This window comes from Mycolicibacterium sp. SMGY-1XX, assembly GCF_059132455.1.
In genome coordinates this window covers 1,458,483-1,481,634 of sequence record NZ_CP101139.1, presented here as the reverse complement: position 1 = coordinate 1,481,634, position 23,152 = coordinate 1,458,483, and the positions used below count along the sequence as shown (strand labels likewise).

The 23,152-nt window shown below is 66.1% G+C and carries 23 protein-coding genes; 12 read left to right on the top strand and 11 right to left on the bottom strand.

Annotated elements, in window-relative coordinates:
- From rfbF to NL241_RS07310, 4 genes are all read right to left on the bottom strand, one after another.
- The gene (gene rfbF / locus NL241_RS07325; RefSeq protein WP_487691531.1) at nt 1-768 is read right to left on the bottom strand and encodes a glucose-1-phosphate cytidylyltransferase; all 768 of its coding nucleotides are present in this window, start codon (nt 766-768) and stop codon (nt 1-3) included.
- A gap of 46 nt (nt 769-814) precedes the next feature.
- Entirely contained in the window at nt 815-1,717 is a 903-nt protein-coding gene (rfbA, locus tag NL241_RS07320; protein ID WP_494397172.1) for a glucose-1-phosphate thymidylyltransferase RfbA, read from the bottom strand.
- A 2-nt stretch (nt 1,718-1,719) separates the two neighbouring features.
- On the bottom strand, nt 1,720-3,351 hold the full coding sequence (locus NL241_RS07315; RefSeq protein WP_494397171.1) for a sugar transferase: 1,632 nt from the start codon (nt 3,349-3,351) through the stop codon (nt 1,720-1,722).
- A 1,168-nt stretch (nt 3,352-4,519) separates the two neighbouring features.
- On the bottom strand, nt 4,520-5,713 hold the full coding sequence (locus NL241_RS07310; protein ID WP_494397170.1) for an MFS transporter: 1,194 nt from the start codon (nt 5,711-5,713) through the stop codon (nt 4,520-4,522).
- 75 nt (nt 5,714-5,788) lie between these two features.
- Between NL241_RS07310 and NL241_RS07305 the strand changes: the two genes are divergently transcribed.
- Nucleotides 5,789-6,346 carry a TetR/AcrR family transcriptional regulator gene (locus NL241_RS07305; RefSeq protein ID WP_494397169.1) on the top strand — a complete coding sequence of 186 codons (558 nt, stop codon included), beginning with the start codon at nt 5,789-5,791 and terminating at the stop codon, nt 6,344-6,346.
- On the opposite strand, the gene NL241_RS07300 is transcribed toward NL241_RS07305, so the two are convergent.
- On the bottom strand, nt 6,321-6,641 hold the full coding sequence (locus tag NL241_RS07300; RefSeq protein ID WP_494398257.1) for an ArsR/SmtB family transcription factor: 321 nt from the start codon (nt 6,639-6,641) through the stop codon (nt 6,321-6,323). The genes NL241_RS07305 and NL241_RS07300 overlap by 26 nt on opposite strands.
- Before the next feature lie 100 nt (nt 6,642-6,741).
- On the opposite strand from NL241_RS07300, the gene NL241_RS07295 reads away from it, so the two are divergent.
- The 3 genes from NL241_RS07295 (at nt 6,742) to NL241_RS07285 (ending at nt 9,608) form a co-directional block, all read left to right on the top strand.
- Nucleotides 6,742-7,944, top strand: coding sequence for an MFS transporter (locus tag NL241_RS07295; protein ID WP_487691535.1), 1,203 nt, complete (start codon nt 6,742-6,744; stop codon nt 7,942-7,944).
- A 259-nt stretch (nt 7,945-8,203) separates the two neighbouring features.
- Nucleotides 8,204-8,515 (top strand): hypothetical protein, encoded by a 312-nt coding sequence (locus NL241_RS07290; protein ID WP_494397168.1) that lies wholly within the window; start codon nt 8,204-8,206, stop codon nt 8,513-8,515.
- A gap of 67 nt (nt 8,516-8,582) precedes the next feature.
- A complete protein-coding gene (locus NL241_RS07285) occupies nt 8,583-9,608 on the top strand; it encodes an NAD(P)H-dependent glycerol-3-phosphate dehydrogenase (RefSeq protein WP_487691537.1) in 1,026 nt (341 codons plus the stop codon).
- Between the two features lie 25 nt (nt 9,609-9,633).
- Here NL241_RS07285 and NL241_RS07280 read toward each other — a convergent pair whose 3' ends face one another.
- The gene (locus NL241_RS07280) at nt 9,634-10,506 is read right to left on the bottom strand and encodes a S1C family serine protease (protein WP_494397167.1); all 873 of its coding nucleotides are present in this window, start codon (nt 10,504-10,506) and stop codon (nt 9,634-9,636) included.
- A 257-nt stretch (nt 10,507-10,763) separates the two neighbouring features.
- On the opposite strand from NL241_RS07280, the gene NL241_RS07275 reads away from it, so the two are divergent.
- On the top strand, nt 10,764-11,243 hold the full coding sequence (locus tag NL241_RS07275; protein WP_487691539.1) for an NADPH-dependent FMN reductase: 480 nt from the start codon (nt 10,764-10,766) through the stop codon (nt 11,241-11,243).
- Between the two features lie 134 nt (nt 11,244-11,377).
- Here the strand turns inward: NL241_RS07275 and NL241_RS07270 are convergent, their stop codons facing one another.
- Complete coding sequence (locus NL241_RS07270) at nt 11,378-11,911, bottom strand: hypothetical protein (RefSeq protein ID WP_487691540.1); 534 nt, start codon at nt 11,909-11,911, stop codon at nt 11,378-11,380.
- A 353-nt stretch (nt 11,912-12,264) separates the two neighbouring features.
- Between NL241_RS07270 and NL241_RS07265 the strand changes: the two genes are divergently transcribed.
- Nucleotides 12,265-13,677, top strand: a complete 1,413-nt coding sequence (locus NL241_RS07265) for a hypothetical protein (RefSeq protein ID WP_494397166.1) — start codon at nt 12,265-12,267, stop codon at nt 13,675-13,677.
- A 7-nt stretch (nt 13,678-13,684) separates the two neighbouring features.
- Here the strand turns inward: NL241_RS07265 and htpX are convergent, their stop codons facing one another.
- Together htpX and grcC1 are read right to left on the bottom strand one after the other, a co-directional pair.
- Nucleotides 13,685-14,584 carry a zinc metalloprotease HtpX gene (htpX, locus tag NL241_RS07260; protein WP_487691543.1) on the bottom strand — a complete coding sequence of 300 codons (900 nt, stop codon included), beginning with the start codon at nt 14,582-14,584 and terminating at the stop codon, nt 13,685-13,687.
- Between the two features lie 75 nt (nt 14,585-14,659).
- Entirely contained in the window at nt 14,660-15,667 is a 1,008-nt protein-coding gene (gene grcC1, locus NL241_RS07255; RefSeq protein WP_494397165.1) for a nonaprenyl/(2E,6E)-farnesyl/geranylgeranyl diphosphat synthase, read from the bottom strand.
- Nucleotides 15,668-15,688: 21 nt separating this feature from the next.
- On the opposite strand from grcC1, the gene menJ reads away from it, so the two are divergent.
- The gene (gene menJ / locus NL241_RS07250) at nt 15,689-16,921 is read left to right on the top strand and encodes a menaquinone reductase MenJ (protein WP_487691545.1); all 1,233 of its coding nucleotides are present in this window, start codon (nt 15,689-15,691) and stop codon (nt 16,919-16,921) included.
- Between the two features lie 66 nt (nt 16,922-16,987).
- Here the strand turns inward: menJ and NL241_RS07245 are convergent, their stop codons facing one another.
- Nucleotides 16,988-17,866, bottom strand: coding sequence for a ribokinase (locus NL241_RS07245; RefSeq protein ID WP_494397164.1), 879 nt, complete (start codon nt 17,864-17,866; stop codon nt 16,988-16,990).
- Entirely contained in the window at nt 17,863-18,888 is a 1,026-nt protein-coding gene (locus NL241_RS07240; RefSeq protein ID WP_494397163.1) for a LacI family DNA-binding transcriptional regulator, read from the bottom strand. Before NL241_RS07240 ends, NL241_RS07245 begins: the two co-directional genes overlap by 4 nt.
- 160 nt (nt 18,889-19,048) lie before the next feature.
- Here NL241_RS07240 and NL241_RS07235 point away from each other — a divergent pair, with 160 nt between their 5' ends.
- From NL241_RS07235 to NL241_RS07215, 5 genes are read left to right on the top strand one after another with little or no spacing between them, the layout of a single operon-like run.
- Complete coding sequence (locus tag NL241_RS07235; protein WP_494397162.1) at nt 19,049-20,047, top strand: ABC transporter substrate-binding protein; 999 nt, start codon at nt 19,049-19,051, stop codon at nt 20,045-20,047.
- 11 nt (nt 20,048-20,058) lie between these two features.
- Nucleotides 20,059-20,751 carry a M24 family metallopeptidase gene (locus NL241_RS07230; RefSeq protein ID WP_494397161.1) on the top strand — a complete coding sequence of 231 codons (693 nt, stop codon included), beginning with the start codon at nt 20,059-20,061 and terminating at the stop codon, nt 20,749-20,751.
- Nucleotides 20,752-20,797: 46 nt separating this feature from the next.
- Nucleotides 20,798-21,553: a glutamine amidotransferase gene (locus tag NL241_RS07225; RefSeq protein WP_494397160.1), complete on the top strand. Its 756-nt coding sequence runs from the start codon at nt 20,798-20,800 to the stop codon at nt 21,551-21,553.
- A complete protein-coding gene (locus NL241_RS07220) occupies nt 21,550-22,305 on the top strand; it encodes an ABC transporter ATP-binding protein (protein ID WP_487691552.1) in 756 nt (251 codons plus the stop codon). Before NL241_RS07225 ends, NL241_RS07220 begins: the two co-directional genes overlap by 4 nt.
- Complete coding sequence (locus tag NL241_RS07215; protein ID WP_494397159.1) at nt 22,305-23,141, top strand: ABC transporter permease; 837 nt, start codon at nt 22,305-22,307, stop codon at nt 23,139-23,141. The genes NL241_RS07220 and NL241_RS07215 overlap by 1 nt, the downstream gene beginning before the upstream one ends.
- Nucleotides 23,142-23,152 lie beyond the last annotated feature (11 nt).

The window sequence follows — 23,152 nt, the reverse complement described above, 5'->3', positions numbered from 1 at the left end:
TCAACTCCAGACCTTCCAAGGCGCCTTGCCGTCATCCCAGAGACCGTTGAGGACGATCTTGTCCCACATCGTGTCCATGCCGTACCAGTAACCGTGATGCCGGTACGCAGCGAGTTGGTTCTCTAACGAGAGTCTTTCCAGTGGAGCCTGCTCGAACACCGTGAGGTAATCATCGATGTAGTCCAGAACTGACGGCTCAGCCACAAAGAAGCCGCCGTTGATCCAGCCACCGTCATCCACCGGCTTTTCCTTGAAGGTCGCCAGATCGCCGTCAATGGCCAGACGTCCGTATCGGGACGGCGGCTGTACAGCTGTGACAGTCAGGAGCGAAGGCCGCATCTGGTGGAATTTGATGACCTCCCGGACGTCGAGGTCCGTCACGCCGTCGCCGTAGGTGAAGCAGAACGTCTCGTCACCTATGTAGGGAGCCGCCTGCTGTAGGCGTCCCCCCGTCATGGTGTGGATACCGGTGTCCAGCAACGTGATCGACCACCGTTCCGACGTCGAGCGCAGTACCTCGACCGTGTTGGTGGCCAAATCGATCTTCACGCTGGAGGAATGCAGGAGGTAATTCGCGAAGTACTCTTTGATGGAGTAGCCCTTGTAGCCAAGTAGGACGATGAAGTCCGTGATGCCGGCACGCTCGTAGATCTTCATGATGTGCCAGAGGATCGGTTGGCCGCCGATCTCGACCATCGGCTTCGGCCGCGTCTCGGACTCTTCACTGATCCGGGTGCCGCGTCCACCTGCCAGAATCACAGCCTTCATGCTTGGTCCTTGATTGGTTGACGGAGGGATGGAGATTCGATGTTCTCTACAACGGCACCTCCGTCTCATCGAGAAGGCCGAGCAAATAGTCGCCGTATCCGGACTTATGTAAAGTTTCTGCCCGGCAACGCAATTCGTCATCGGTGATGAAGCCCCGCCGCCACGCGGCTTCTTCCGGAACGCCGATCTTGAGGCCTTGCCGCTGCTCGATGGTGCGGACATAGTTGCCGGCGTCGATCAACGAGTCGAAGGTGCCGGTGTCCAGCCACGCGGTGCCGCGGGGAAGCACCTCGACTGAGAGTTTGCCTTGCTCCAGGTAGAGACGGTTGATATCGGTGATCTCGTACTCGCCACGTTCTGAGAGCGGCAGGGACGCCGCAAGACCGACGACTTCGTTGTCGTAGAAGTACAAGCCCGGCACCGCGTAGTTGGACTTGGGCGACTTGGGCTTCTCTTCGATGGAGACCGCCGCGTGGTTGCTGTCGAATTCGACCACACCGTATGCCCGTGGGTCCGCGACCCAGTAGGCGAAGATGGTGCCACCTTGGCTGTAATTGAAGCGATTCAGCTGCGACCCGAGCATGGGTCCGTGGAATAGGTTGTCCCCCAGCACCAGTGCGACCGAGCCGTCCCCGATGTGCCTCTTGCCTATTACAAAAGCCTGGGCCAGGCCTTTGGGCGAGGGCTGCACCGCATAGGTGATAGAGATGCCGAACTGCGATCCGTCGCCCAGCAGACGGGCAAATGACGGGCAATCCTCCGGAGTGCTGATGACCAGGATGTCGCGGATTCCGGCAAGCATCAGAGTCGACAGCGGATAGTAGATCATCGGTTTGTCGTAGACGGGAAGCAGCTGTTTACTTGTGCCCGTCGTGATCGGATGAAGGCGCGTTCCGGCCCCTCCGGCAAGGATGATGCCTCTCGGCTTTTCTGGGATGCAGGTAGTCACAATCAGTACGCCCCTTTGCTCAGCAGGACTGCACGCAAGGTCTTGCCGATGATCACGAGGTCTCCCACCATCGACCAGTTGTCCACATAAGAGAGATCAAGGCGAACGGCGTCGTTCCAGGACAGATCAGACCGACCGCTGACTTGCCACAAGCCACTGACGCCGGGCTTCACCAAGAGCCTGCGCAGCACGTCGTAGTCGTAGGCCTCGACCTCGCGCCGTAGCGGAGGACGCGGACCCACAACGCTCATCTCGTTTCGCAGCACGTTGACGAACTGCGGTAACTCGTCGATGCTGAGCCGCCGCAGCACCCGACCCACTGACGTCACCCGGGGATCGTTTCGAATCTTGAACAACACGCCGTCAGATTCGTTGGCCATCATCAAGTTCGGCAGGTGGGCGTCCGCATCGACGACCATGGTGCGGAGCTTGAGCATCGCGAACGGTTCACCGTGTATCCCGATCCGCTCCGAGGAGTAGAACACCGGCCCCTTGCTGGTCAGCTTGATCGCGATCGCGGCGACCAACAGAACAGGTGAGACGGCGATGAGAGCCGTCAAAGCGAAGCAGAAGTCGAAGGCTCGCTTGGAGAAGCGCTTCGCACCCCGGTACTGCGGCTTCTCGATGTACAGCAAAGGCAGCGCTGATGAGGGTCGCATGACCAGGCGGGACAACGCGCAGTCCATCACCCCGGTCGAGACCACGAGGTCTACGCCCATCGGCTCGAGCTCCCAGATCAATTGCCGGATACCCCGGGCTCCAAAGTGTTCCGTGCCGGCGATTGCCACCGTGTCGGCGCCACAGGAGTTGATTGCCGCCAAGGCGTGCAACTCCCCGCCGACGATCGGCACTGACCTGCCGTCGAAATCGAGTTTTTCCCCGCGCGGCGGGCCGTATCCCGGAATGCTCGCTCCGACAACACGATATCCATCGACCGGGCTGCGGGAGAGTTCGGCGGCCAGAGCAGCTGCCGCCCTCCGGTCACCTACCACCAGAACCGAGGTTTGAGATTTGCCGCGTCTGCGCGTCCGGCCTACGTGGTGCCGCCATGCCACACGGCCGGTCAAGAGCAGCGCCATGCCGGACGGCAGCGCCACTGCAAGGTAACCGCGGGCAATGTCGAGCTTCAGCAAGAGCGTGATGATGGCGATCGCTCCGAAGGTCCACAACGACGCGGCAACCACCCGCCGATACTCTTCGATACCGGTACCGATGATCCTCGACGAACGTGTCCGAAAGGCCGAGAGGGCGACCAGCCACCCGAGTGCGAAGGCCGCCGAAAAAGCGGGCACATAGAACGGCGAGTAACCGGGGGGCGAGAGTGTCCAGCCGAAGCGCATGTATTGAGCGGCCACTATTGCTACGGACACCGCGACGACGTCGCTGACGACGAGATTCGTGGCATAGCGCCGTTGCCATCTCGTTCTGTTGACGACTTCGGCCGGCAGACCGTCGCCGCTCGCGATTCCGAAGGGGCGCCCACCGGCCGATTCGATGGGCCGACGGACGGCCCGCCACGGCGATGCCGTATCAGGTGTGGAGCCCACCTCGTCAGCGTCATGGTTCCGTATGTTTCCGGCGCGCCGGGCGCTTACGCAGGGCGTCAGCTGCGATGAATCCATAAAGGCCCCCATACCGCGCGGAAATCCAAACCCGAAGAATTCGCTAGATCGACAACAATGCGAATTCCCATCTCCGTGGCGCAAAAGCTATCACCAGCTTGCGAACTACACAAGCGTGGCAAAAGGACCATCTTTCCCTGCACCAGCAACGCCCTAGAGGCGTGAGTCAGCGCCCGCGCGCCGAGAAAAATACTTTGCAATACTCGCTATACGTTGAGATCAGGGGAATTTTAGGCTTAGCTCAATACGCTAGCCCCGTGACCGCCCTGTTTGCACGAGGACAGTAAAACGCTCCGTCGAAACGCGGCTCCAACACTTGCAGTTTCACCTGATTTCCATCAACGAAAACAGATTCATTCGTACGAAATGCGGAATTCGCCAAAAAAGACTGTTCACGATTTACTCGGCCAGCTATAAATCGTTCGATTGTGAACATATGCCGAGCACCGGCTCCGTGATTTGCTTAATACCGGCCGTTTACGACTCACCAGCTACTGGCCAGCACTACAAACGCGCTTTGCCGGGGCAAATACAGGCCGTTACGGATCCGCAGGCGCCCGAGTCAGCGAACAGAAGGTGCGCGTGCATGTCGCTGTAGATCACCTCGGCAACAGATCCAGCTGGCTGGAGATTCGATACGCACTCAGGACCTCACCTCCCGGCCGAATAGCTAGACGTTCCGTCTCGGGTGGCGCCAATCCGCCACCAAGCTCCTCGAGAGCACGTATCCCCGGGCGAGGACCGAGCTACTGGTGCGTCACCCTTCATACGTCACCAACCGGCTTCGCGGCCGCAATCACGCTCAGCACTGGTGTGCGCCGACAGCGAACCGGGCACGGCGTACGGGCTTCTCCTGCGCGAAGTTCGCCATCATGGGCGGTCAGGGAGATTCGTCATACGGACGACGTCGTGATGCCGGCTTGGTACTCACCCTGGGGCCCTAGACACTCGCCCCCCGACACGAAGGGGCCGCAGCCGCGAGCGATCCCGTGAAGACAGAGTCTTCAGAGCGAAACTCTCTGAAACAGACTGGGCTCAGGATGAATTCGTCATGGCGCAACGAGCCCTTCGCGCCCGATCGACCATCACCCCCGGGCCGACACTGCTTGAGTTTTCCTCGAAGGTATCGATGTGTGCGCTTGTCGCCGAGCGCGGTAAGCCGCTGATCAGCTGAGGCCCCTCACGCCTTTGCCGACGCGAGTTCCGGCGGCATGTCGACCAGACCGTGCAGCGGTCCCGCTGCCCGCGCGACGAGCGGGCTGACGACGGCGACTGCGGCCAGGCTCACGGACACCACCACGGCGCCGGGCAGCCCGAAGGCGTCGGTCGCGACACCGGCGATCGCGGTACCGAGTGCCCCGCCGACCAGCGCGCCACTGTTGAGCCAGCCGAACGCCTCGGTGGCCGACTGTTCCTCGATCTCCAGCGACACCATGAAATACAGCGCCGACAGCGCCGGGGCGAAGCCGAGCCCCGAGAAGAACAGCGCCGCCAACTGCCACGCCAGCACGTCGGTGAGCCCGAACAGCGCCGTCCCGATGGCGACGATCAGCAGCGCGAAGACGAGACCGGCCAGGCCGAAGCGCCGGTGCCCGAAAACCAGCCCACCGATCAGGGATCCGACGCTGGCCACCGCGATGGCCACGCCGGCCATCACGCCGGTGCGGCCCAGCGCCGCCACGATGCCGACCTCCAGCGCCATGAACGACGCCACCAGCGCGAGGCTGGCCACCATAGCGAGGATGACGGCGCGGTTCTTGAGCACGCGGCCGAACGACGAGGTGTTGCGCGGGATCTCGGGCCGAAGACGCCTGGCGCTCAACAGGAACCAGCCGGTTCCGCCCACCGTGATGCCGGCGGACACCACCAGCGGCAACGCCGTCGACACCGCCGAGGCCAGGAACGTCGCCGCAACCGGGCCGATGACCCAGATGAGTTCCTGGGCCGTCGTGTCGAGGGCGAACAGCGCCCGCACCCCGTCGCGCGGCACCAGCTGCGGATACAGCGCGCGCACCACCGGCATCAGCGGGGGCACCGAGGCGCCGATGAGCAACCCGAGGACCATCAACACCGCCGGGGCGGAACCGGCGAACGCCAGCGCCAACATGGCGGCACCGTTGAGCAGCGCGGCCGCCGACAACGTCGGCACCATCCCCAGCCGCCCGGTGAGCCGAGCCGTCACCGGCATCGCGAGCGCCTCTCCGGCACTCATGCAGGCCACCACCACGCCCGCCGTGGCATAAGACCCCGTGCGCTCCTGGACGTGCAGCAGGATCGCCAGCGAGAGCATTCCGAGGGGCAGCCGCGCAAACAATTGCGACGCAGTGACATTCAGCACGCCGGGCACTTTGACCAACTCGACGTAGGTGCGCACCGCTCCTCCAGCCCTTCGCGCGACTATACCGTCCAGACGGTACAGTAGCCGGTCGGCTCGCTTAAGCTCAAGGTCATGACCTCGGCACGCGACCGCATCCTCGATGCCTACGCGGACCTGTTGGCCGCCGAGGGCGAGCGCTACGCCACCCTTGAAGCGGTGGCCGCGAAGGCGGGGGTGTCCAAGGGCGGCCTGCTCTACCACTTTCCGTCCAAGGACCGGCTCGCCGGCGCACTGTGCGAGCGATTGACCATCTTGGCCGCCGAGGACGCCACCGAGATGCGCAGCGCACCCGAGGGGCCGGCGCGTTACTACGTCCGCTCGTCGCATTATGTCGGCACGCCGCTGGACCGCACCATCGTGGCGGTCTCGCGGCTGCGGCAAGCCGGCGACGCCCAGGCTCGTTCGGTTCTGGACGCCGCCTCACGCGAGTGGCTGCAGATCCTGCACCAGGCGCTCGGTGACCTCGACACCGCCCGGGCCATCAAGCTGATGGGCGACGGCCTCTACTTCAACGCACTACACAGCGCGCTCGGCGGCCAGCCGCAGACGACCGCTGCCGATGACGGACTACTGGCCTTGGTCGATCAGATCGTCAAGAGTGCGGCTACGAAGCCGACAGGGCCCGATTAGCGCTGCCCACAACGGCTTCCAACAAGCCGGGCACCGCGGCGTCCACGTCCTCGGAACGCAACAGCTGGTAGGTCTGCCCGTCGGCGACCACCCGCTCGGTCAGGCCCGCTTCGCGCAGGATCTTGAAGTGATGGGTGGCCGTCGACTTGTTGATGCCGTCATAGAGCGTCTGGCACCGCAACGGCTCACCGGCGTTGCGCAGCCGTCGCACCATCTCCAGCCGCACGGGATCCTGCAGCGCCGCCAACACCTGGTGGACCGGCGCCACGGGACAACGCACCACCGTCTCCGCCATGGCTGTGCCCCTCGTCACGAGAAAATAGGTTTGATGATCATCAAACCAGGCGTAAGCTCAGCCGGGTTCGACAATCATCAAACTTACCCCAGGAGGGACGATGGCGCTCGCTTCGACCGACCCGATGCCCGGGACCGGAACTCAGCGATGGGCCTACCCCCTGCTGCTCGTACTCTGCGGTGTGGCGCTGGGCGTCTCGGGACTGCCCGCGCCGCTGTACGGGATCTACGAGTCGACCTGGCACCTCACCCCGTTGGCCACCACCATCGTGTTCGCGGTCTACGCGTTCGCCGCTCTGGCGGCCGTGCTGGTGTCCGGTCGGATCTCCGACGTGGTGGGCCGCAAACCGGTGCTGCTCGGTGCGCTCGTCGCACTGATCGTCGGCCTGGTGCTGTTCCTCATGGCCGAGGACATCGTCTTGCTGCTGATCGCCCGCGCCGTGCACGGTGCCGCCGTCGGCTCCATCGTGGTGGCCGCCGCCGCTGCCCTGCTGGACCTGCGTCCCCACCATGGGCTGCGGTCGGGCCAACTCAGCGGCGTCAGCTTCAACATCGGCATCGCGGTGGCCATCGTCGCCTCCTCGGTGCTCGCGCAGTACGCCCCGCATCCGCTGCGCACCCCGTACGCGGTGATCGCGGTGGTGTGCGCCATCGTCGGCGTCGGCGTGCTGGCACTGCGGGAAACCCACACCAGCCGCTCCTCCGGACCCATCCGGTTCTCCAAACCCGCTGTGCCGCAAGAGATCAAGCCGGACTTCTGGTTCGCCGCGCTGGGGGCCATGGCCTCGTGGTCGGTGCTGGGCGTGCTGTTGTCGCTGTACCCGTCGCTGGCCGCGCACCAGACGCACATCGACAACCTGCTGTTCGCCGGCGGCGTCGTCGGAGTCACCGCGTTTTCCGCGGCGCTGGCCCAGATGGCGGCCACCAAGGTGCCGGCACACCGCGCCGCGATCATCGGCGACGTCGGCATGGCCGTCTCCTTGGTGGTGACGATCCCGGTTCTGAGCCTGCACTCCTGGCCGCTGGTGTTCGTCGCGGCTGCGCTGCTGGGCGCCACCTTCGGCCTCGGCTTCGGTGGATCGCTGCGGCACCTGTCCAAAGTGGTGCCGGCCGATCAACGCGGCGAAACCATGTCGGCGTTCTACCTGTGCGCCTACGCCGCCATGGCCATTCCGACCATCCTCGCCGGTTGGGCCGCCACCCACTGGAGCCTGGCCGCGGTGTTCCCGTGGTTCGCCGCCCTGGTGGCGCTGGCCTGCGTGGCCGCGGCCGGTATCGGGGCCAAGACCATGCGTTCTGCCTGACCGATCAGGATCAACCTGGACCCGGGCGCCCAGTTCCCGCGGTCGTCACCAATTGATGACGACCGCGGGAAGGATATTGACTCAGGGACAGCTGTTCACCGAAACCCTGCGTGCGGCCCGCTTCTGGCGGCCGTCACACTCGATGACGCCCGTAAGGGGAACGTTCAGCGGACTTCGTGGAACCGCGTGTCAGAGGTGGACGGCACACTTCCCGGAAACGTCAACATTTGATGACGACCACGGGAAAGAAGTTGGCTGCATGACGGACATGTCCGAGATAGCTCGGCGCGCCTTGGCCGAGCTCGAACTGGAGATAGAACGCGCCGGCCCGCCTGCACCGGTGGTCCCCGACCCGGTGGTCGCCGAATTGAGCACCGGCGCATGCTGGCGGGAACTGGGCGCCGCACGCGACGATCTCGCCCGCGCGAAAGAGCGGTACCACGCCGCAGTGCTCAACGCCCGCGCGGCGGGTCTTTCGTGGGGCGAGATCGGTCACGTCCTGGGCGTGTCCAGACAACAGCTGCACCGCCGGTACAAACCACAGGAAAAATCTGAGCGCGCTGCGGGATGAACACCGATCAGCACTCACCTTCCCGAACCGCCCGTGAACTCCTGCGCTGCCCAATACCCTGATCGCCATGGCTCCAGCGCAACGTGAACCCAAGGTCGTCGTGCTCGGTGGTGGTTCCTGGGGAACCACCGTCGCATCCATCTGCGCGCGGCGCGGACCGACCTTGCAATGGGTGCGCGCCGAGGAGACCGCCGCCGACATCAACGACAACCACCGCAACTCGCGTTACCTCGGCAATGACGTCCTCCTGCCGGAGTCGCTGCGCGCCACCACCGATTTCTCCGAAGCCGCCAACTGCGCCGACGTCATCGTCATGGGCGTGCCCTCGCACGGATTCCGCGGGGTGCTCACCGAACTCGCGCGGGAGCTACGGCCGTGGGTGCCGGTGGTGTCGCTGGTGAAAGGCCTGGAGCAGGGCACCAATCTGCGGATGAGCCAGATCGTCGACGAGGTGCTGCCCGGACATCCCGCCGGCATCCTGGCCGGACCGAACATCGCCCGTGAGGTCGCCGACGGTTATGCCGCCGCGGCTGTGCTGGCCATGCCCGACCAGCATCTGGCCGCCAACCTGGCAGACCTGTTCCGCACCAAGCGTTTTCGTACCTACACCACCGATGACGTCTGCGGTGTCGAGATGGCGGGTGCGTTGAAGAACGTCTACGCGATCGCCGTCGGCATGGGCTACTCACTGGGCATCGGCGAGAACACCCGCGCCATGGTGATGGCCCGGGCCGTCGCCGAGATGTCCAAACTGGGTGTGGCATTGGGCGGGCAGCGCGACACGTTCGCCGGCCTGGCCGGGATGGGCGACCTGATCGTCACCTGCACCTCGCAGCGCAGCCGCAACCGGCACGTCGGTGAGCAGCTGGGCTCGGGCAAGCCGATCGACGAGATCATCGCCGCGATGAATCAGGTGGCCGAGGGCGTCAAAGCCTCCAGCGTCGTCATGGAATTCGCCGACAAGCACGGCATCGCCATGCCGATCGCCCGCGAGGTCGACGCCGTGATCAACCACGGCTCCTCGGTAGAACAGGCCTATCGCGGGCTCATCGCCGAGAAGCCGGGCCACGAGGTGCACGGCACCGGCTTCTGATACGTCCGCGGGAACGACGCGGCGGTCAGCGCGTCCGCTCGCCGACGGTGACGGTCACGGTCTGTTGATCGCTGCCCCGTACCACGGTGACCGGAACCTGTTGACCGACGCGCGTACTGCGCAGGATCCTGAGCAGGTCCTCGACATCCTGCACGGGTTCGCCGGCAAGATCGACGATGACGTCACCCGGGCGCAGACTCGCCGCCGCCGCGGGTGAACCGGGATCCACCGCGGTGACCAGCGCGCCGCGGTCGGACTCCACGCCCAGCGACCGTTGGATCGCCGGCGTCAACTGCCCCAGCGACACCCCCAAGAACGGGTGCGCGGCGCGCCCGGAGTCCAGAAGCTGCGCCGTGATGTCCAGCACGGTGCTGGTCGGGATCGCGAAACCCAAAGAGACCGCACCTATTTCAGGCGGAATGTAGGCCTCATTGATGCCGACGACACGCCCCTCGGCATCCAGCAGCGCCCCGCCGGAGTTCCCGGGCGAAATCGGGGCGTCTGTCTGAATCAGGTCGACCAGTGAGGACGACTGCGCGGCAGAACCCGGGATGTCGCGGTGCAACCCCGAGATGACTCCCGCGGTGACCGAATTCTGGAAACCGAGCGGACTACCGATGGCGATCGCGTACTCACCGGGCCGCGGCAACTCCGAGCGGTACTCCGGGACCGGCAACCCGGCGCGCTCACTGCGCACCACCGCGAGATCGGTCACCTCATCGGACGCCAGCACCGTACCGCCGGATTCCTCTCCGTCGGCAAACTCCAACACCACTTCCCGGGCCGACCCCACGACGTGAGCGTTGGTGACGATGACATCCGGCTGCAACACCACGCCGCTGCCCACGCCGTCGGGGATCCGGACGGTCACCACGCTGGGCGCGAGGCGTTCAACCACGTCGGCGAATCCAGCACCAGGTGCCGGAACCGGCGACGCGGGTGCGGGTGCGGAAGCTGCAGCGCTGGTGGTGGTCTGCGTCTCGGGTGGCGATTGGGTGCCTGCACAGCCGGTCAGCACCGCGACCGACACACCGACAACTGCAGCCTCCCGAACGCGAACCACCTCTACCTCCTGTGATCGGTACCTCAAGCGTAGGTACACATCGGCCGCTAGTGGAACGCGACAGCAGAAACACTTCGGTGTTGACTGTGCGGGTGACAGTCGTAGTCGTAGGCAATCCCAAGCCCAACTCACGCACCCGTGCCGCCGCTGAACTGGTGGCCCAGAAGCTCAGCGGTTCCGCACCCGAGCACGTCATCGACGTCGTGGACCTCGGCGCCGGCCTGCTCGGCTGGGGTGATCCGAAGGTCGCCGAGGCCAAGGAGATCGTGAAAGCCGCCAGCTCGCTGGTGGTCGCGTCACCGACCTTCAAGGCGACGTACACCGGCCTGTTGAAACTGTTCCTCGACCAGTTCGGCGCCGGCGAGTTGGGGCAGATCACCACGTTCCCGCTGATGCTCGGTGGCTCGTATGCCCACGCGTTGGCGCCGGAGCTGACACTGCGCCCGGTGCTCGTCGAGATCGGCGCCAGCTGCCCGGCGCCCAGCCTCTACCTGTTGGACTCCGACTACGAGAACTCGGCCGACCTGGAGAAGTGGTTGCCGATCGCGAAGCGATTCGTGCCGGCGTCATAACCCGCGCTGCGACCGCGTATCCCGCACCCGCCGGATGATCTCGTCCTGAGTTGTCCGCAACCACCCGAACGTTGAGCCAGCCCACCCTGGCGATGCACTCACTTCGTTGAGGTCGCGGGCGTAGAGCGAGACACTCAGTTCATGTAGGGGTTGGTGCCCTCAGGGCGATCCAGCAGCGGGTTCACCGCGCCGAAATTCCAGCTCGCGGTCGGCCCCAGCACGAAGCCGGTCTGATCGAAGCTGTTGGTGCAGATGGCCGCACCGGCGCCGTCGACGCCGCAGCTGATGGTGCCGTAGCTGATCCGGGTGTTGGCCGGCAGCGGGTTGGCGGGCTTGTCGGAGACGAACAGCGGCCGCGGCGAGCTCGAGAAGCCGGGCATGCCGGTGGCCCCGCCGGTGATGAGGTTGGCTCCGTTGGGCGCTCCAGGGATGGGGCCGTTGCAGCCGTAGGCGGTGCTGCGGCTCACGACGCAGGTGAGCCCTTGCGGAGTGGTGAACGCGTAGAGCCCGGGCTGCACCTCGTAGTCAGCCGGGGCCGCCATGGCGTAGCCGTTGATGTTCGGCGGCGGGGGCGGAGGCGGCGGCGCGGGTTCGGCCGCGGCGGTTCCCGCGGCGCAGGTCAGCGCCGCGCCCGCAGCGGCTACCGCGATCGAAACTCTGCTCAGCACATTGCTCACACTAGAGGTTCGCTCCGGGCCGTGCTCGGTGTTACTCCAGCACGAGAATTCGCCGCAGTCACCCGCGCGGCGCGGAGTTAACCGGAGACACCTGAGATGCACCCTGAGACATACTTAGGAAATCGCCAGATCCGCACCGAGGCGACAATCGCCGCGCACACGTCAATAACCCGGAAGACCCGCAGCTGAGCGGGCATCTCGAATACTTCCCAGCAACGGGTAAGTGGGCTTACACTGCTTAGCGAATTATCAGGATCACGCGGGGAGGCGGTGACGTGGCAGGGGATTTGCGGTCGTCCATTCTGACGACAGCGGCAGTTGCCGCGAGCGTCGCTGGACTCACCGTGATCCAGCCCCTGACGGCGGCCCCGCCGCTGCTGCTCGCCGCACTCCTGATGGACGGCGGCTCCGGCGACATCGACGGCGTGGGCGGTATCGCCGACGCCATCCAGGGCAGGCTGCTGCCCTCAGACGGCCGTGGCGTCATGATCAACTTCCTGACCGGACCGTTCGGCATGTGGAACGCGCTCGACGAATCCGAGGGCTCCTACGGCACCGTGCCTTCGAGCGCGCTGGGTGTCGCCAGTTCGCTGCCGTTCCTCAACCAGCAGGGCTGGACCGTGACGCCCCCCTCGCTGCCCCCGCTCACCCCGAGCCTGGCGCCCGCGGTTCCGCCCGCCCAGGTGGTGCCCGCGCCGGTGGTCACCTTCGATGTGCCGTCACTGCAGATCGGCGAATCGATCGTCACCCCGCCGCCCCAGCCCGTCCCCGCTCCGGGGCCCGGCGATGTCGTCACTTCGTACAAGTTCGGCCTGGGCGCGTACGCGCCGGTGACGCTGCTGAACCCCATCACCCTGACGAACACGGTGGCCGAGTACCTGAATCGGGCGCTGTCGCCGGTCCGGGTCAACCCCGATGGCACGGTGACGTGCCGGGCCGGTCTGTCCTGCGATGACCTGGGCGTCACGACGGAGCGGGTGGGCGACGTCCTCTACGTCACCTTCAAGAACCCCGACGGCAGCCTGGTGAAGGCGAAGGTCGAGACCCGCAACGGCGTCACCTACGTGACCTACGAGGACAACGGCGCACTGCCGCTGGTCCGGCCGCTGCGCGACTATTTCGGGCTGTTCGGCAACGAGCTCGCCGACATCATCGAACCGGCGCTGACGGCGCTGGTCTACTGGGGTTACCGCGACGCCACCGACGGCACCAGCAACAACCTGCTGCCGACACCGGCCGAGACCATCAAGGCGGTCCTCGACTTCCTGGTCGGCGTCAAGGAAGGCATCGAGTCACTGTTCGTGCCGCACTCGCCGGCCGCCGACACCACCCTGGCCCGAGCCGAGGACGCCGAGACCGACGAGCCCGTCGCCGACGAGGACGACACCCCCTCCAGCGAGCCGGAACCGTCCACACCAGCCGAACCCTCGGAAGACCCGCAGGCCGAGGTGCCCCCGCCCGCCGAGGAAACCCCGGCCGAGGAAACACCCGCCGAAGAAGACCAGCAGCCCGTCGCAGAAGAGCCGGCGGATGACGATGCCACCGAGGAAACCCCGGACGGCGACGAGCCGGCCGAGGACACCCCCGCTACCGGCCCCAAGGACGACCAGTCCGACGACGCCGACGACAAAGACCGGGACCGCTACAACCAGCACCGCGACCGGGACAAGGACAAAGACGCCGGCAACGACGAGGACACGGACAAGGCCAAAGGCGACAAGCCCTCCGCCGACACGTCGTCCCCGTCGGAGGGCTGACGCCGGATCAGTAGTGCCCCGGGCCCCGGCCGGCCATGTCCTCGAGCCGGCGGATCCGGTCGGCGATCGGCGGGTGGGTCGAGAACAGCTTGCCGATCTTCTCGCCCGCGCGGAACGGGCTGGCGATCATCAGGTGCGCCTGGTCGGCGAGCTTCGGATCCGGCGGCAGCGGCGCCTGCTCCACTCCCCCTGAGATCTTGCGCAGCGCCGAGGCCAGCGCCAGCGGATCACCCGTCAACTCGGCACCGGACTGGTCGGCCTGGTACTCCCGCGAACGCGACACCGCCATGCGCACCACTGTGGCGGCGATGGGACCCAGCAGCTGGATCAGCAGGATCACAAAGAAGTTGCCGCCGTTGCCTTCCCGGTTGTTGCCGCCGAACATGCCCGCGATCCACGCGATGTTGGCCAGCGCGGTGATCACCGACGCCATGGCGCCTGCGACACACGAGATCAGGATGTCGCGGTTGTAGACGTGCGACAGTTCGTGACCCAGCACGGCGCGCAGCTCACGCTCGTTGAGGATCTGCAGGATGCCGGTGGTGCAGCACACCGCGGCGTTACGTGGGTTGCGCCCGGTGGCAAAAGCGTTGGGATTGGCGGTATCCGAGATGTACAGCCGCGGCATCGGCTGGTGCGCGGCGGTGGCGAGTTCGCGGACGATCTTGTACATCACCGGCGCCTGGATTTCGGTGACCGGCTGCGCGTGCATGGCGCGCAGCGCCAGCTTGTCGCTGTTGAAGTAGGTGTAGGCGTTCATGCCGAGAGCGAACACCAGCGCACCCCAGATCCACACCGTGTTGCCGGTGGCGCCTGCGAACAGGAACCCGACGAAACCGATCAGCGCGGTGAACCCGATCAAGAGCAGAAACGTCTTGATCCGGTTGCCGGTCGGGTGCCAGGTCATCAGCGTCCTCCTGCAGGAAATTGCGACTGTGTCAGCTGATTTAACGACACACGTGGCAATTTGGGTTCCCTGGAGTCAGCCGTGTCTGTTGACGGTGTATTCGACCAGCGATTCCAGCGCGCGGCGACCCGGAAGATCCGGCAGTCCGGCGAGCTCCTGACGGGCCTGTTCGGCGTAGCCGCGCACCATCTTCTTGGCCTCGACGATGCCCTGCGAGGCGCGCAGCAGCTGCAGGGCCTCCGCCACCGCGGCGTCGTCATCGATGGGGTTGGCCAGCAGTTCCCGCAGCCGATCCGCGTCCGGCCCGGTTTCGCGCAGCGCGTACAGCACCGGCAGGGTGTGCACACCTTCGCGAAGATCGGTGCCCGGCACCTTGCCCGACTCCTCGGGGTCGCTGTCGATGTCGATGATGTCGTCGGAGATCTGGAACGCGGTGCCGACGATGCCGCCGAGGCGGAACAGCCGCTCGATCTGGCCAGTGTCGGAGCCGGAGAACGTCGCACCGAACCGGCCGGACGCGGCGATCAGGCAGGCGGTCTTCTCGTAGACCACCTTGAGGTAGTGGTCGATCGGGTCGACGCCCTCGGTGGCCCCGCGGGTTTCCCGCATCTGGCCCGTCACCAGTTGAGCGAACGTATCGGCGATCACCAGCACCGCGTCCGGGCCCAGTCGGGACACCAGCCGGGAGGCCGTCGCGAACAGGTAGTCGCCGGCCAGGATGGCGATGTTGTTGCTCCACCGGGCGTTGGCGCTGGAGGCGCCGCGGCGCACCTGCGCCTCGTCCATCACATCATCGTGGTACAGCGTGGCAAGGTGCACCATCTCGATGACGGCGCCGGCGATGACCACGTCGTCGTTGGTGGGGTCAGGCCCCAGTGACGCCGACAGCACGGTGAACAGCGGGCGGAACCGCTTGCCGCCGGCCAGGAACAGGTGGTGTACCGCCTCGGACATCAGCTCGTCGGCTTTGCCCAGCTCAGTCGCCATCAGCTGTTCGATCCGCGACACTCCCGAGCGGACGCTCTCGGCCAACTCGGCGTCGCCGAAATCAACTCCCGCCACCACACTCGCCGGTGTCCTCACGGGTCCAACATACTGGGCACCATGCAACCCTTCCCCGCCAGCGCCGCCGATGTGGTGGTCGTCGGCGCCGGACCGGCCGGCTCGGCCGCCGCGGCGTGGGCCGCAAGAGCCGGGCGCGACGTGCTCGTGATCGACGCCGCGACCTTCCCCCGCGACAAGGCCTGCGGCGACGGGTTGACCCCGCGGGCGGTCCTGGAGCTGGAACAGCTGGGCCTGGGTCCGTGGCTCGACGAGCACATCCGGCACGCCGGGCTGCGGATGTCCGGGTTCGGTTCGGCGGTCGAGGTGCGCTGGCCCGGGCCGTCGTTCCCGGCCACCGGATCAGCGGTGCCGCGCACCGAACTCGACGACCGGGTGCGCGCGGTCGCGGAGTCCTCGGGAGCGCGCATGTTGCTGGGCGCCAAAGTGGTTGATGCCGACCGAGATTCGTCCGGCCGCGTGACGTCGGTGGTGCTGGGCGACGGGCAGCGGGTGGCGTGCCGGGAGCTGATCGTCGCCGACGGCGCCCGCTCCACGCTGGGCCGGGTGCTGGGCAGGCAGTGGCACCAGGAGACGGTGTACGGGGTGGCCGGCCGCGCGTACCTGGCCTCCCCGCGCGCCGACGAGCCGTGGATCTCCTCGGATCTCGAGTTGCGTTCGATCGACGGCACCGTGCTGCCCGGGTACGGCTGGATCTTCCCGCTGGGCAACGGCGAGGTGAACATCGGTGTCGGCGCGCTGGCCACGGTGAAACGGCCCGCCGAGATCGCCCTGAAGCCGTTGATCAAGCACTACACCTCACTCAAGCGCGACGAGTGGGGCTTCGACGGCGAGCCGCGTGCGGTGTCGTCGGCGCTGCTGCCCATGGGCGGGGCCGTCTCCGGGGTGGCCGGGCCCAACTGGATGCTGATCGGCGATGCCGCGGCGTGTGTGAACCCGCTCAACGGTGAAGGCATCGACTACGGCATGGAGACCGGCCGCCTGGCCGCAGAGTTGCTGGGCACCGGCGATCTGTCGCACGTGTGGCCGCTGGTGCTGCAGGAGCACTACGCCCGCGGCTTCTCCGTCGCCCGGCGATTGGCGCTGCTGCTGACCATCCCGAAGTTCCTCCCGCTGACCGGCCCGCTGGCGATGCGCTCGAGTGTGCTGATGGGAATCGCGGTGCGGGTGATGGGCAACCTGGTGACCGACGAGGACGCCGACTGGGTGGCGCGGCTGTGGCGGGCCGCCGGCGCCGGCTCGCGACGGCTGGACCGCCGCAAACCCTTCACCTGACCTCCGCGAGCGCGCGTGTCTGTACAGCTGCGCGCGGCGTGTCCCGTACAACGACGCGCGCTCGGGCTACTGGGGCGTCGTGAGGTAGTGGTCCACCTCAGCACCGCGCGGGCAGGTCTGGCCGCCGACATCGCGGGTGGACATCGCTGCCGCGACCGTCGCACGCCGCGCGGCCTCCACCACAGCCACACCCGCGGCGATGCCCGCTGCCAGCACACCACAGAACGAGTCCCCGGCGCCGGTGGTATCGACGGCGCGGACCTGCGGACAGGCGATGGCGGTGTAGCTGCCGTCGGCATCACGGACAGCGCACCCGGCACTTCCGAGCGTGGTGATGACGGTCCGGACCGGGAGTTTCGCCATCGCCGATGCGACGTCTCCGTCGACAATCGGTACGTACCAATTCAGTTCGCTGTCGTTCAGCACGAGTAGATCGATGGACGCCCAGAGGTGATCCGGTAGCGGCGCGGCGGGCGCGGCATTCAGGATGACGACGCCCGGCCACCGCAGCGCCGTCTCGACCACGGTTTCGGTGGGAATCTCGAGCTGCATCAGCACCACATCACCGGGGCGGGCAGCACCGACCACCGGAGCGGTGCTGCCATTGGCTCCGGCCGAGACGACGATGCAGTTCTCCCCGGACCCGTCACGGAGCACGATGGCACTTCCGGTGGCCTGTCTGCCTACGCCCAGACCCGCACTGTCGATCCCCTCGGCGGCCAGGACGTCGCGCACGATCGCGCCCCCGGCGTCTGCACCCACCGTACCGACGAATGCCGTCGAAACACCCTGTCGCGCAGCAGCAACCGCTTGGTTGAGGCCTTTGCCGCCTGCCGCGGACCGGGGATCACCGCCCGCTACCGTCTCACCGGGGGTGGGTAGCCGGCGTACTTCGACGATGCAGTCGACGTTCGCACTGCCGACCACCGTCACCGAACCCGTCATCGAATGCCGCTCGACGCACTCGGATCGGTGGACTGACGCACCACCAGCCGCGAGCCGAGCGAGGCACGGATGGTCTGTGCGGTGGCCTTGCCGTCGATGGCCTGCGCCAGCAGTCGAACTCCTTCGGCGGCGATATCGGCCAACGGCTGGGTGATGGTGGTCAACGGCGGCGTGCTCAACGCCGCGAACGGAATGTCGTCGAATCCCGTCACCACCACCTCATCGGGAACCGGCACACCGGCCTCGCGGCATGCCTGCAGGACACCGAGGGCAATCAGGTCGTTGCCACAGACGATCGCATCGGGACGGCGACCGGAATCCAGGATCTGGGCGCCCGCCTTCTGGCCCCACTCGACGGAGTACTCACCGAGCAAGACCGACGCCATGTCGATGTCGAGCCCTTGCGCCCGTGCATGTTTGAGCAGTCCCGCCTGCCGCAACTCCGTGGACGAATCGGTGGGCGTCGCGCTGACGAACGCCACGCGCGAGACTCCGAGCTCGGCGAGGTGCGCCACGATCAACGATTCGGCGAAGTCGTCGTCGATGCCCACCCAGTCGGTGTCGGTATCGCGTGCTCGCCGGTCGATCTGCACGACGGGCACCCGTGAGGCCGCCGCCCGCACCGCGGGCCCGCTGTCGATCTCGTTGGTGGGGCTGATGATAACCCCGTCGACGCGCCGGTTGATCAGCGACGCAAGGCGTTCGGCCTCGATCCGCGAATCGGACTGCGCGTCACACAGCAACATCTGCCAGCCGCGTTCGGCCAGCACCCGGTCGACGTTCTTGACCAAGGCGGTGAAGAACGGATTGGCAATATCGGGGACGACCATTCCGATGGTGTCGGTGCGGCTGCGCCGCAGTGAACTTGCGATGCCGTTGCTGGAGTAGCCGAGTTCTGCCACCGCGTCATCGATGCGACGCGCCAGTTCCGGGGACACCGACCGCGTCCCCGACAGCGCGCGCGACACCGTCGCCGTCGACACCCCGGCACGCTCGGCGACCTGTCTGATTGTCGGACGCACGCTCCCCCTCTCACCGTTGATGCCCAAGTTTCTAACACGGCACCCTTCCGCAGGCAATCGTTTACATCCTGGAAACGCCTGGGTCTTGACCCGGCCATCCACCGAGTGCTTTTGTGTGTTGCACCAGCTTTGTAATCGATTACACCAATCGAGGAGACGCATGACACGCACCTTCCGCTCCCGTCTGGCAGCCATGCTGATGATCACCGCAACCACGGCCGGGCTGGTCGCCTGCGGCAGCGATTCCGACCAACCGACGGCTGACGGGATGACGCCGGTGAACATGGTCATGGAATGGCCTGTCGCAGACGCTTTCTGGACGCCCTTCGTCGTCGCCAAGGACAAGGGCTACTTCTCCGACGCCGGCATCGACCTCACCATCACGCCGCCTCCCACCGTCGCCGACACCATGAAGTTCCTCGGAACCGCAGAGGCCGACATGGCGTTCACCACCACCCTCGACGTGCTGTTCGCCAAGGATCAAGACGCACCGGTGATCGCCACCGGCGCCTACGGAGACCAGAACAACTGGGGTTTGATCGCCCGCGAGCCGTTCGAACTCGCCAGCATCAAAGGCAAGACCGTCGGCATCTACAACGACGCCTGGTCAAAAGCTCAGCTGACCATGATGCTGAACTCCGTCGGCCTGCAACTGTCCGACGTGCAGCTGGTCACCGCCGCGGACAACACCGTGCCGCTGCTTCTGGAGAACCGGGTCGACGTGATCACCGGTGTCACCAACGCGGAGTCCGCCGACGTCCGGGTCAACGGCGGCTTCGACCCGTTCTTCATGCCCGCCAGTGAGCACGGGGCACCCAACGCACCCATCTTCGTGGTGGCGGGTAACACCGACTGGCTCGAGGAGAACCCAGACACCGCAAAGGCTTTCATGGCTGCATCCAAGCGCGGCCTCGAAGACGCGCTGAGCGATCCCGAGGCGGCGATGGCCACCTTCGAGAAGGCCTACCCGGGTTCGGACATGGGTTTCATCGTGGACTCGTGGAACGCCACCGCCGAGATCTTGAAGGCACAGCAACCGCCCTTCGAACAGAGCGACGCGCAGTGGAGCGGGCTGTTGGACGCGGCGGTGGCACAGGACCTGGTGAAGTCGGTGGACGAACCCAGCGCCTACTGGACCAACGACTACCTGCCCGAGTAGAGGCCGCCACCATGTCTTTCACCGACGACTCCCTCGTGACCCCCGACACCGTGACCGTCACGCCCCCGCCAGGCCTGGTCACAGCCCAGCTCCTGGCCCGCGACGTCGCCGAGCTGGCCGCCGACGCGGTGTGGGCGGGCATGACCGAACGGGAGTTGGCACGCTGGGCCGAGCAGACGCTCCGCGCGCGTGGGTCCACCGGGCTGTGGACGATCGTCAACGTCGGCTTCGGCGCGGGCAGCCTGGACTGCTTTCCCACCGTGGCCCCGACGGACCGGATGCTGTGGAACATCGATTCCGGCTACATCGACGTCCATCCCGTAGTCGACGGCTGGTGGGGTGATTGCACTCGCACCTTCGTCGTCGGCGACCAGCCTGACTACGTAGAGGCCAAGGCGCAGATCCAGACGATCCACGACACCGTGCTGGCCGCGGCGTACCCGGGAATGCCGGCCAACGAACTGTGGTCGGTGTTTCGTGACTGCATCGCCGGCACCGGCTGGAGCCACATGGACCGCCTGGGCAACATCGGTCACTCCATCGGCCAGAACGTCTCCTACACGCAGGGTTACATCGACCGCCACAACACGACGAAGATGTGGGGCGGCTGGGCCGTCGAGCCCTTCATCGGCAACCACCTCTACGGCGTGAAGGTCGAAGACGTCATCTGGTTCGGGCCGGAAGGGTGCACCGTGATTCGGTGACCACCTTCGCAGCCCGAGATCTCACCACCACGAAAGGAGTCGGTACATGGCCCGAACGCTCATCGCCGGCGAGTCCTGGACCACCACCTCGATCCACACCAAGGGGTTCGACTCATTCACCACCGTCGCCTACGAGGAGGGCGTGAAGGACTTCTCCGCAGCGCTGGAATCCGGCGGGCATGACGTGACATTCATGCCCAATCACGTTGCCTCTGAGCACTTCCCTACCACCACTGACGAGCTGGAGCGCTACGACGTCGTCGTGCTGTCCGACATCGGCTCCAACACCCTGCTGATGCCCAATGACGTGTTTCTGCGCGGCAAGGCGCATCCGAACCGGTTGCTGGTGCTCCGCGACTGGGTACGCGCCGGCGGGTCGCTGATGATGGTGGGCGGTTACCTCAGTTTCCAAGGCATCGAGGCGAAGGCCAACTACAAGAATTCGCTGCTGGCAGAAGCACTCCCGGTCCTCATGGAAGACGGTGACGATCGCGAGGAGTGCCCCGAGGGTGCGGTACCGCGACTGTTCGGGCCGGATCATCCGTGCACGACGGGGTTGCCCGACACCTGGCCGGCCCTCCTGGGCTTTCAGCGCTTGTCGGCACGCTCGGCGTCGGAAGTTCTGGCTCAGGTCAACGGTCACCCGCTGTTGACCGTCGGACGCTACGGTAAGGGCCGGTGCGCGGCCTTCGCGAGCGACATCGGTCCGCACTGGGCGCCAACGGAATTCACACAGTGGGAGGGCTTCGCCCGGCTGTGGTCCCAAACCGTGTCCTGGCTCGCGGCCAAGGACGTCCCATGAGCCTGCGCCTCGAGGGCGTCTCCCACACGTTCGACGGTATCGAGGCGCTGGCACCGGTGGACCTCACTGTCGAGGACGGCGAGTTCGTCTGCATCGTCGGTCCGTCCGGCTGTGGCAAGTCGACCATCTTCAACATCGTCTCCGGACTGCTCACCCCCACCGCGGGTGCGGTCAGCCTCAACGGTCACGACATCAAGGCCAAGACCGGCCACGTCGGGTACATGCTCCAGAAAGATCTGTTGCTGCCCTGGCGGACCGTGCTGGACAACATCGTGTTGGGCGCCGACGTCCGCGGTCGGGCATCGCGGGACGACCTGCGTTCGGCGGCCCAGATGGCGCAGCGGTACGGCTTGGGCGCCTACCTCGATCACTACCCGCACGCGCTGTCGGGCGGTATGCGGCAGCGGGTCGCGGTGATGCGTACGCTGGCTCTCGACCACCCGGTGATGCTGCTCGACGAACCGTTCGGCGCGCTGGACAGCCACACCCGAATGCTGATGCAGCAGTGGTTGCTTCAGGTCTGGCGCGAGCAACGCAAGACCATCCTGTTCGTCACGCACGACATCGACGAAGCGCTGTTCCTGGGCGACCGGGTGGTGGTCATGACACCGCGGCCCGGGCGGGTGGCAGCCGTCATGAGGGTGGATCTGCCCCGTCCCCGCGACATTCACCTGACCACCGATCATCGCTACGTCGAGCTGAAGTCAACCGTGCTCGACCTGATCTACGGCCGGCCGTCGGAGGTGGCGTGATGAAACGCAACCGCCTCACGACGCTGGCGCTGCCGGTGCTCGGGTTGGTGATCGTCGTGGTGGTCTGGGATCTCGCGGTCCGGCTGTTCGACATCGCGCCCTACGTCCTGCCCAGCCCGCAACGCACCTTCGAAGCGCTGCGTGACGACTGGGACAAATTGGGGCCGGGCACCATCATCACCAGCAAGGAGTTCGTCCTGGGCTTCCTGATCGGAGCGGCGGCGGGTTTCTTCTTCGCCCTGGTGATGTCGTGGTCCAAGACCGTTCAGCGTTTCCTGTACCCCATTCTGATCACCTCGCAGGCCGTGCCCATCATCGCCGTCGCCCCCGCCCTGGTGATCTGGATGGGATTCGGCCTGGCACCCAAGCTCACCATCGTCGCGCTCATCGTGTTCTTCCCGGTGGTCGTCAACGTTCTCGACGGCCTCGCATCCGTCGACAAGGACCTGATCGCCCTGGTTCGCGCGATGGGCGGAACCCCCTGGCGCATCTTCCGGACCGTGACGCTGCCGGCCACCCTGACCCCGCTGTTCTCCGCGCTCAAGATGACCGCCACCTTCGCCGTCACGGGCGCCGTGCTCGGCGAGTGGACAGCATCGACCACCGGAGGGCTGGGGGTCGCGCTGCTGGAAGCACAATCGCGGCTCGACGTGGCCTCGGTGTTCGCCGCCATCATCCTGCTGGTGATCCTGGGGCTGTTGGCATTCGGGGCCGTGGCGCTGGCCGAGATGCTGTTGACGCCCTGGCGGCGTACATCGATCAAACCCGCGTGGCGCAGACGGTTCCGCCCGAATGCCTCCGAACAAGTCGAGCCCGAGAAAGTGGGAGCCCCGTGATCAGGGTCGCC

Coding starts and splice junctions, on each gene's coding strand:
- rfbF (WP_487691531.1), bottom strand. CDS start 768: ATGAAGGCTGTGATTCTGGCAGGTGGACGCGGCACCCGGATCAGTGAA.
- NL241_RS07315 (WP_494397171.1), bottom strand. CDS start 3,351: ATGGGGGCCTTTATGGATTCATCGCAGCTGACGCCCTGCGTAAGCGCC.
- NL241_RS07305 (WP_494397169.1), top strand. CDS start 5,789: ATGACCTCGGCACGCGACCGCATCCTCGATGCCTACGCGGACCTGTTG.
- NL241_RS07300 (WP_494398257.1), bottom strand. CDS start 6,641: ATGGCGGAGACGGTGGTGCGTTGTCCCGTGGCGCCGGTCCACCAGGTG.
- NL241_RS07295 (WP_487691535.1), top strand. CDS start 6,742: ATGGCGCTCGCTTCGACCGACCCGATGCCCGGGACCGGAACTCAGCGA.
- NL241_RS07290 (WP_494397168.1), top strand. CDS start 8,204: ATGACGGACATGTCCGAGATAGCTCGGCGCGCCTTGGCCGAGCTCGAA.
- NL241_RS07285 (WP_487691537.1), top strand. CDS start 8,583: ATGGCTCCAGCGCAACGTGAACCCAAGGTCGTCGTGCTCGGTGGTGGT.
- htpX (WP_487691543.1), bottom strand. CDS start 14,584: ATGACCTGGCACCCGACCGGCAACCGGATCAAGACGTTTCTGCTCTTG.
- menJ (WP_487691545.1), top strand. CDS start 15,689: ATGCAACCCTTCCCCGCCAGCGCCGCCGATGTGGTGGTCGTCGGCGCC.
- NL241_RS07245 (WP_494397164.1), bottom strand. CDS start 17,866: ATGACGGGTTCGGTGACGGTGGTCGGCAGTGCGAACGTCGACTGCATC.
- NL241_RS07235 (WP_494397162.1), top strand. CDS start 19,049: ATGACACGCACCTTCCGCTCCCGTCTGGCAGCCATGCTGATGATCACC.
- NL241_RS07230 (WP_494397161.1), top strand. CDS start 20,059: ATGTCTTTCACCGACGACTCCCTCGTGACCCCCGACACCGTGACCGTC.
- NL241_RS07225 (WP_494397160.1), top strand. CDS start 20,798: ATGGCCCGAACGCTCATCGCCGGCGAGTCCTGGACCACCACCTCGATC.
- NL241_RS07220 (WP_487691552.1), top strand. CDS start 21,550: ATGAGCCTGCGCCTCGAGGGCGTCTCCCACACGTTCGACGGTATCGAG.
- NL241_RS07215 (WP_494397159.1), top strand. CDS start 22,305: ATGAAACGCAACCGCCTCACGACGCTGGCGCTGCCGGTGCTCGGGTTG.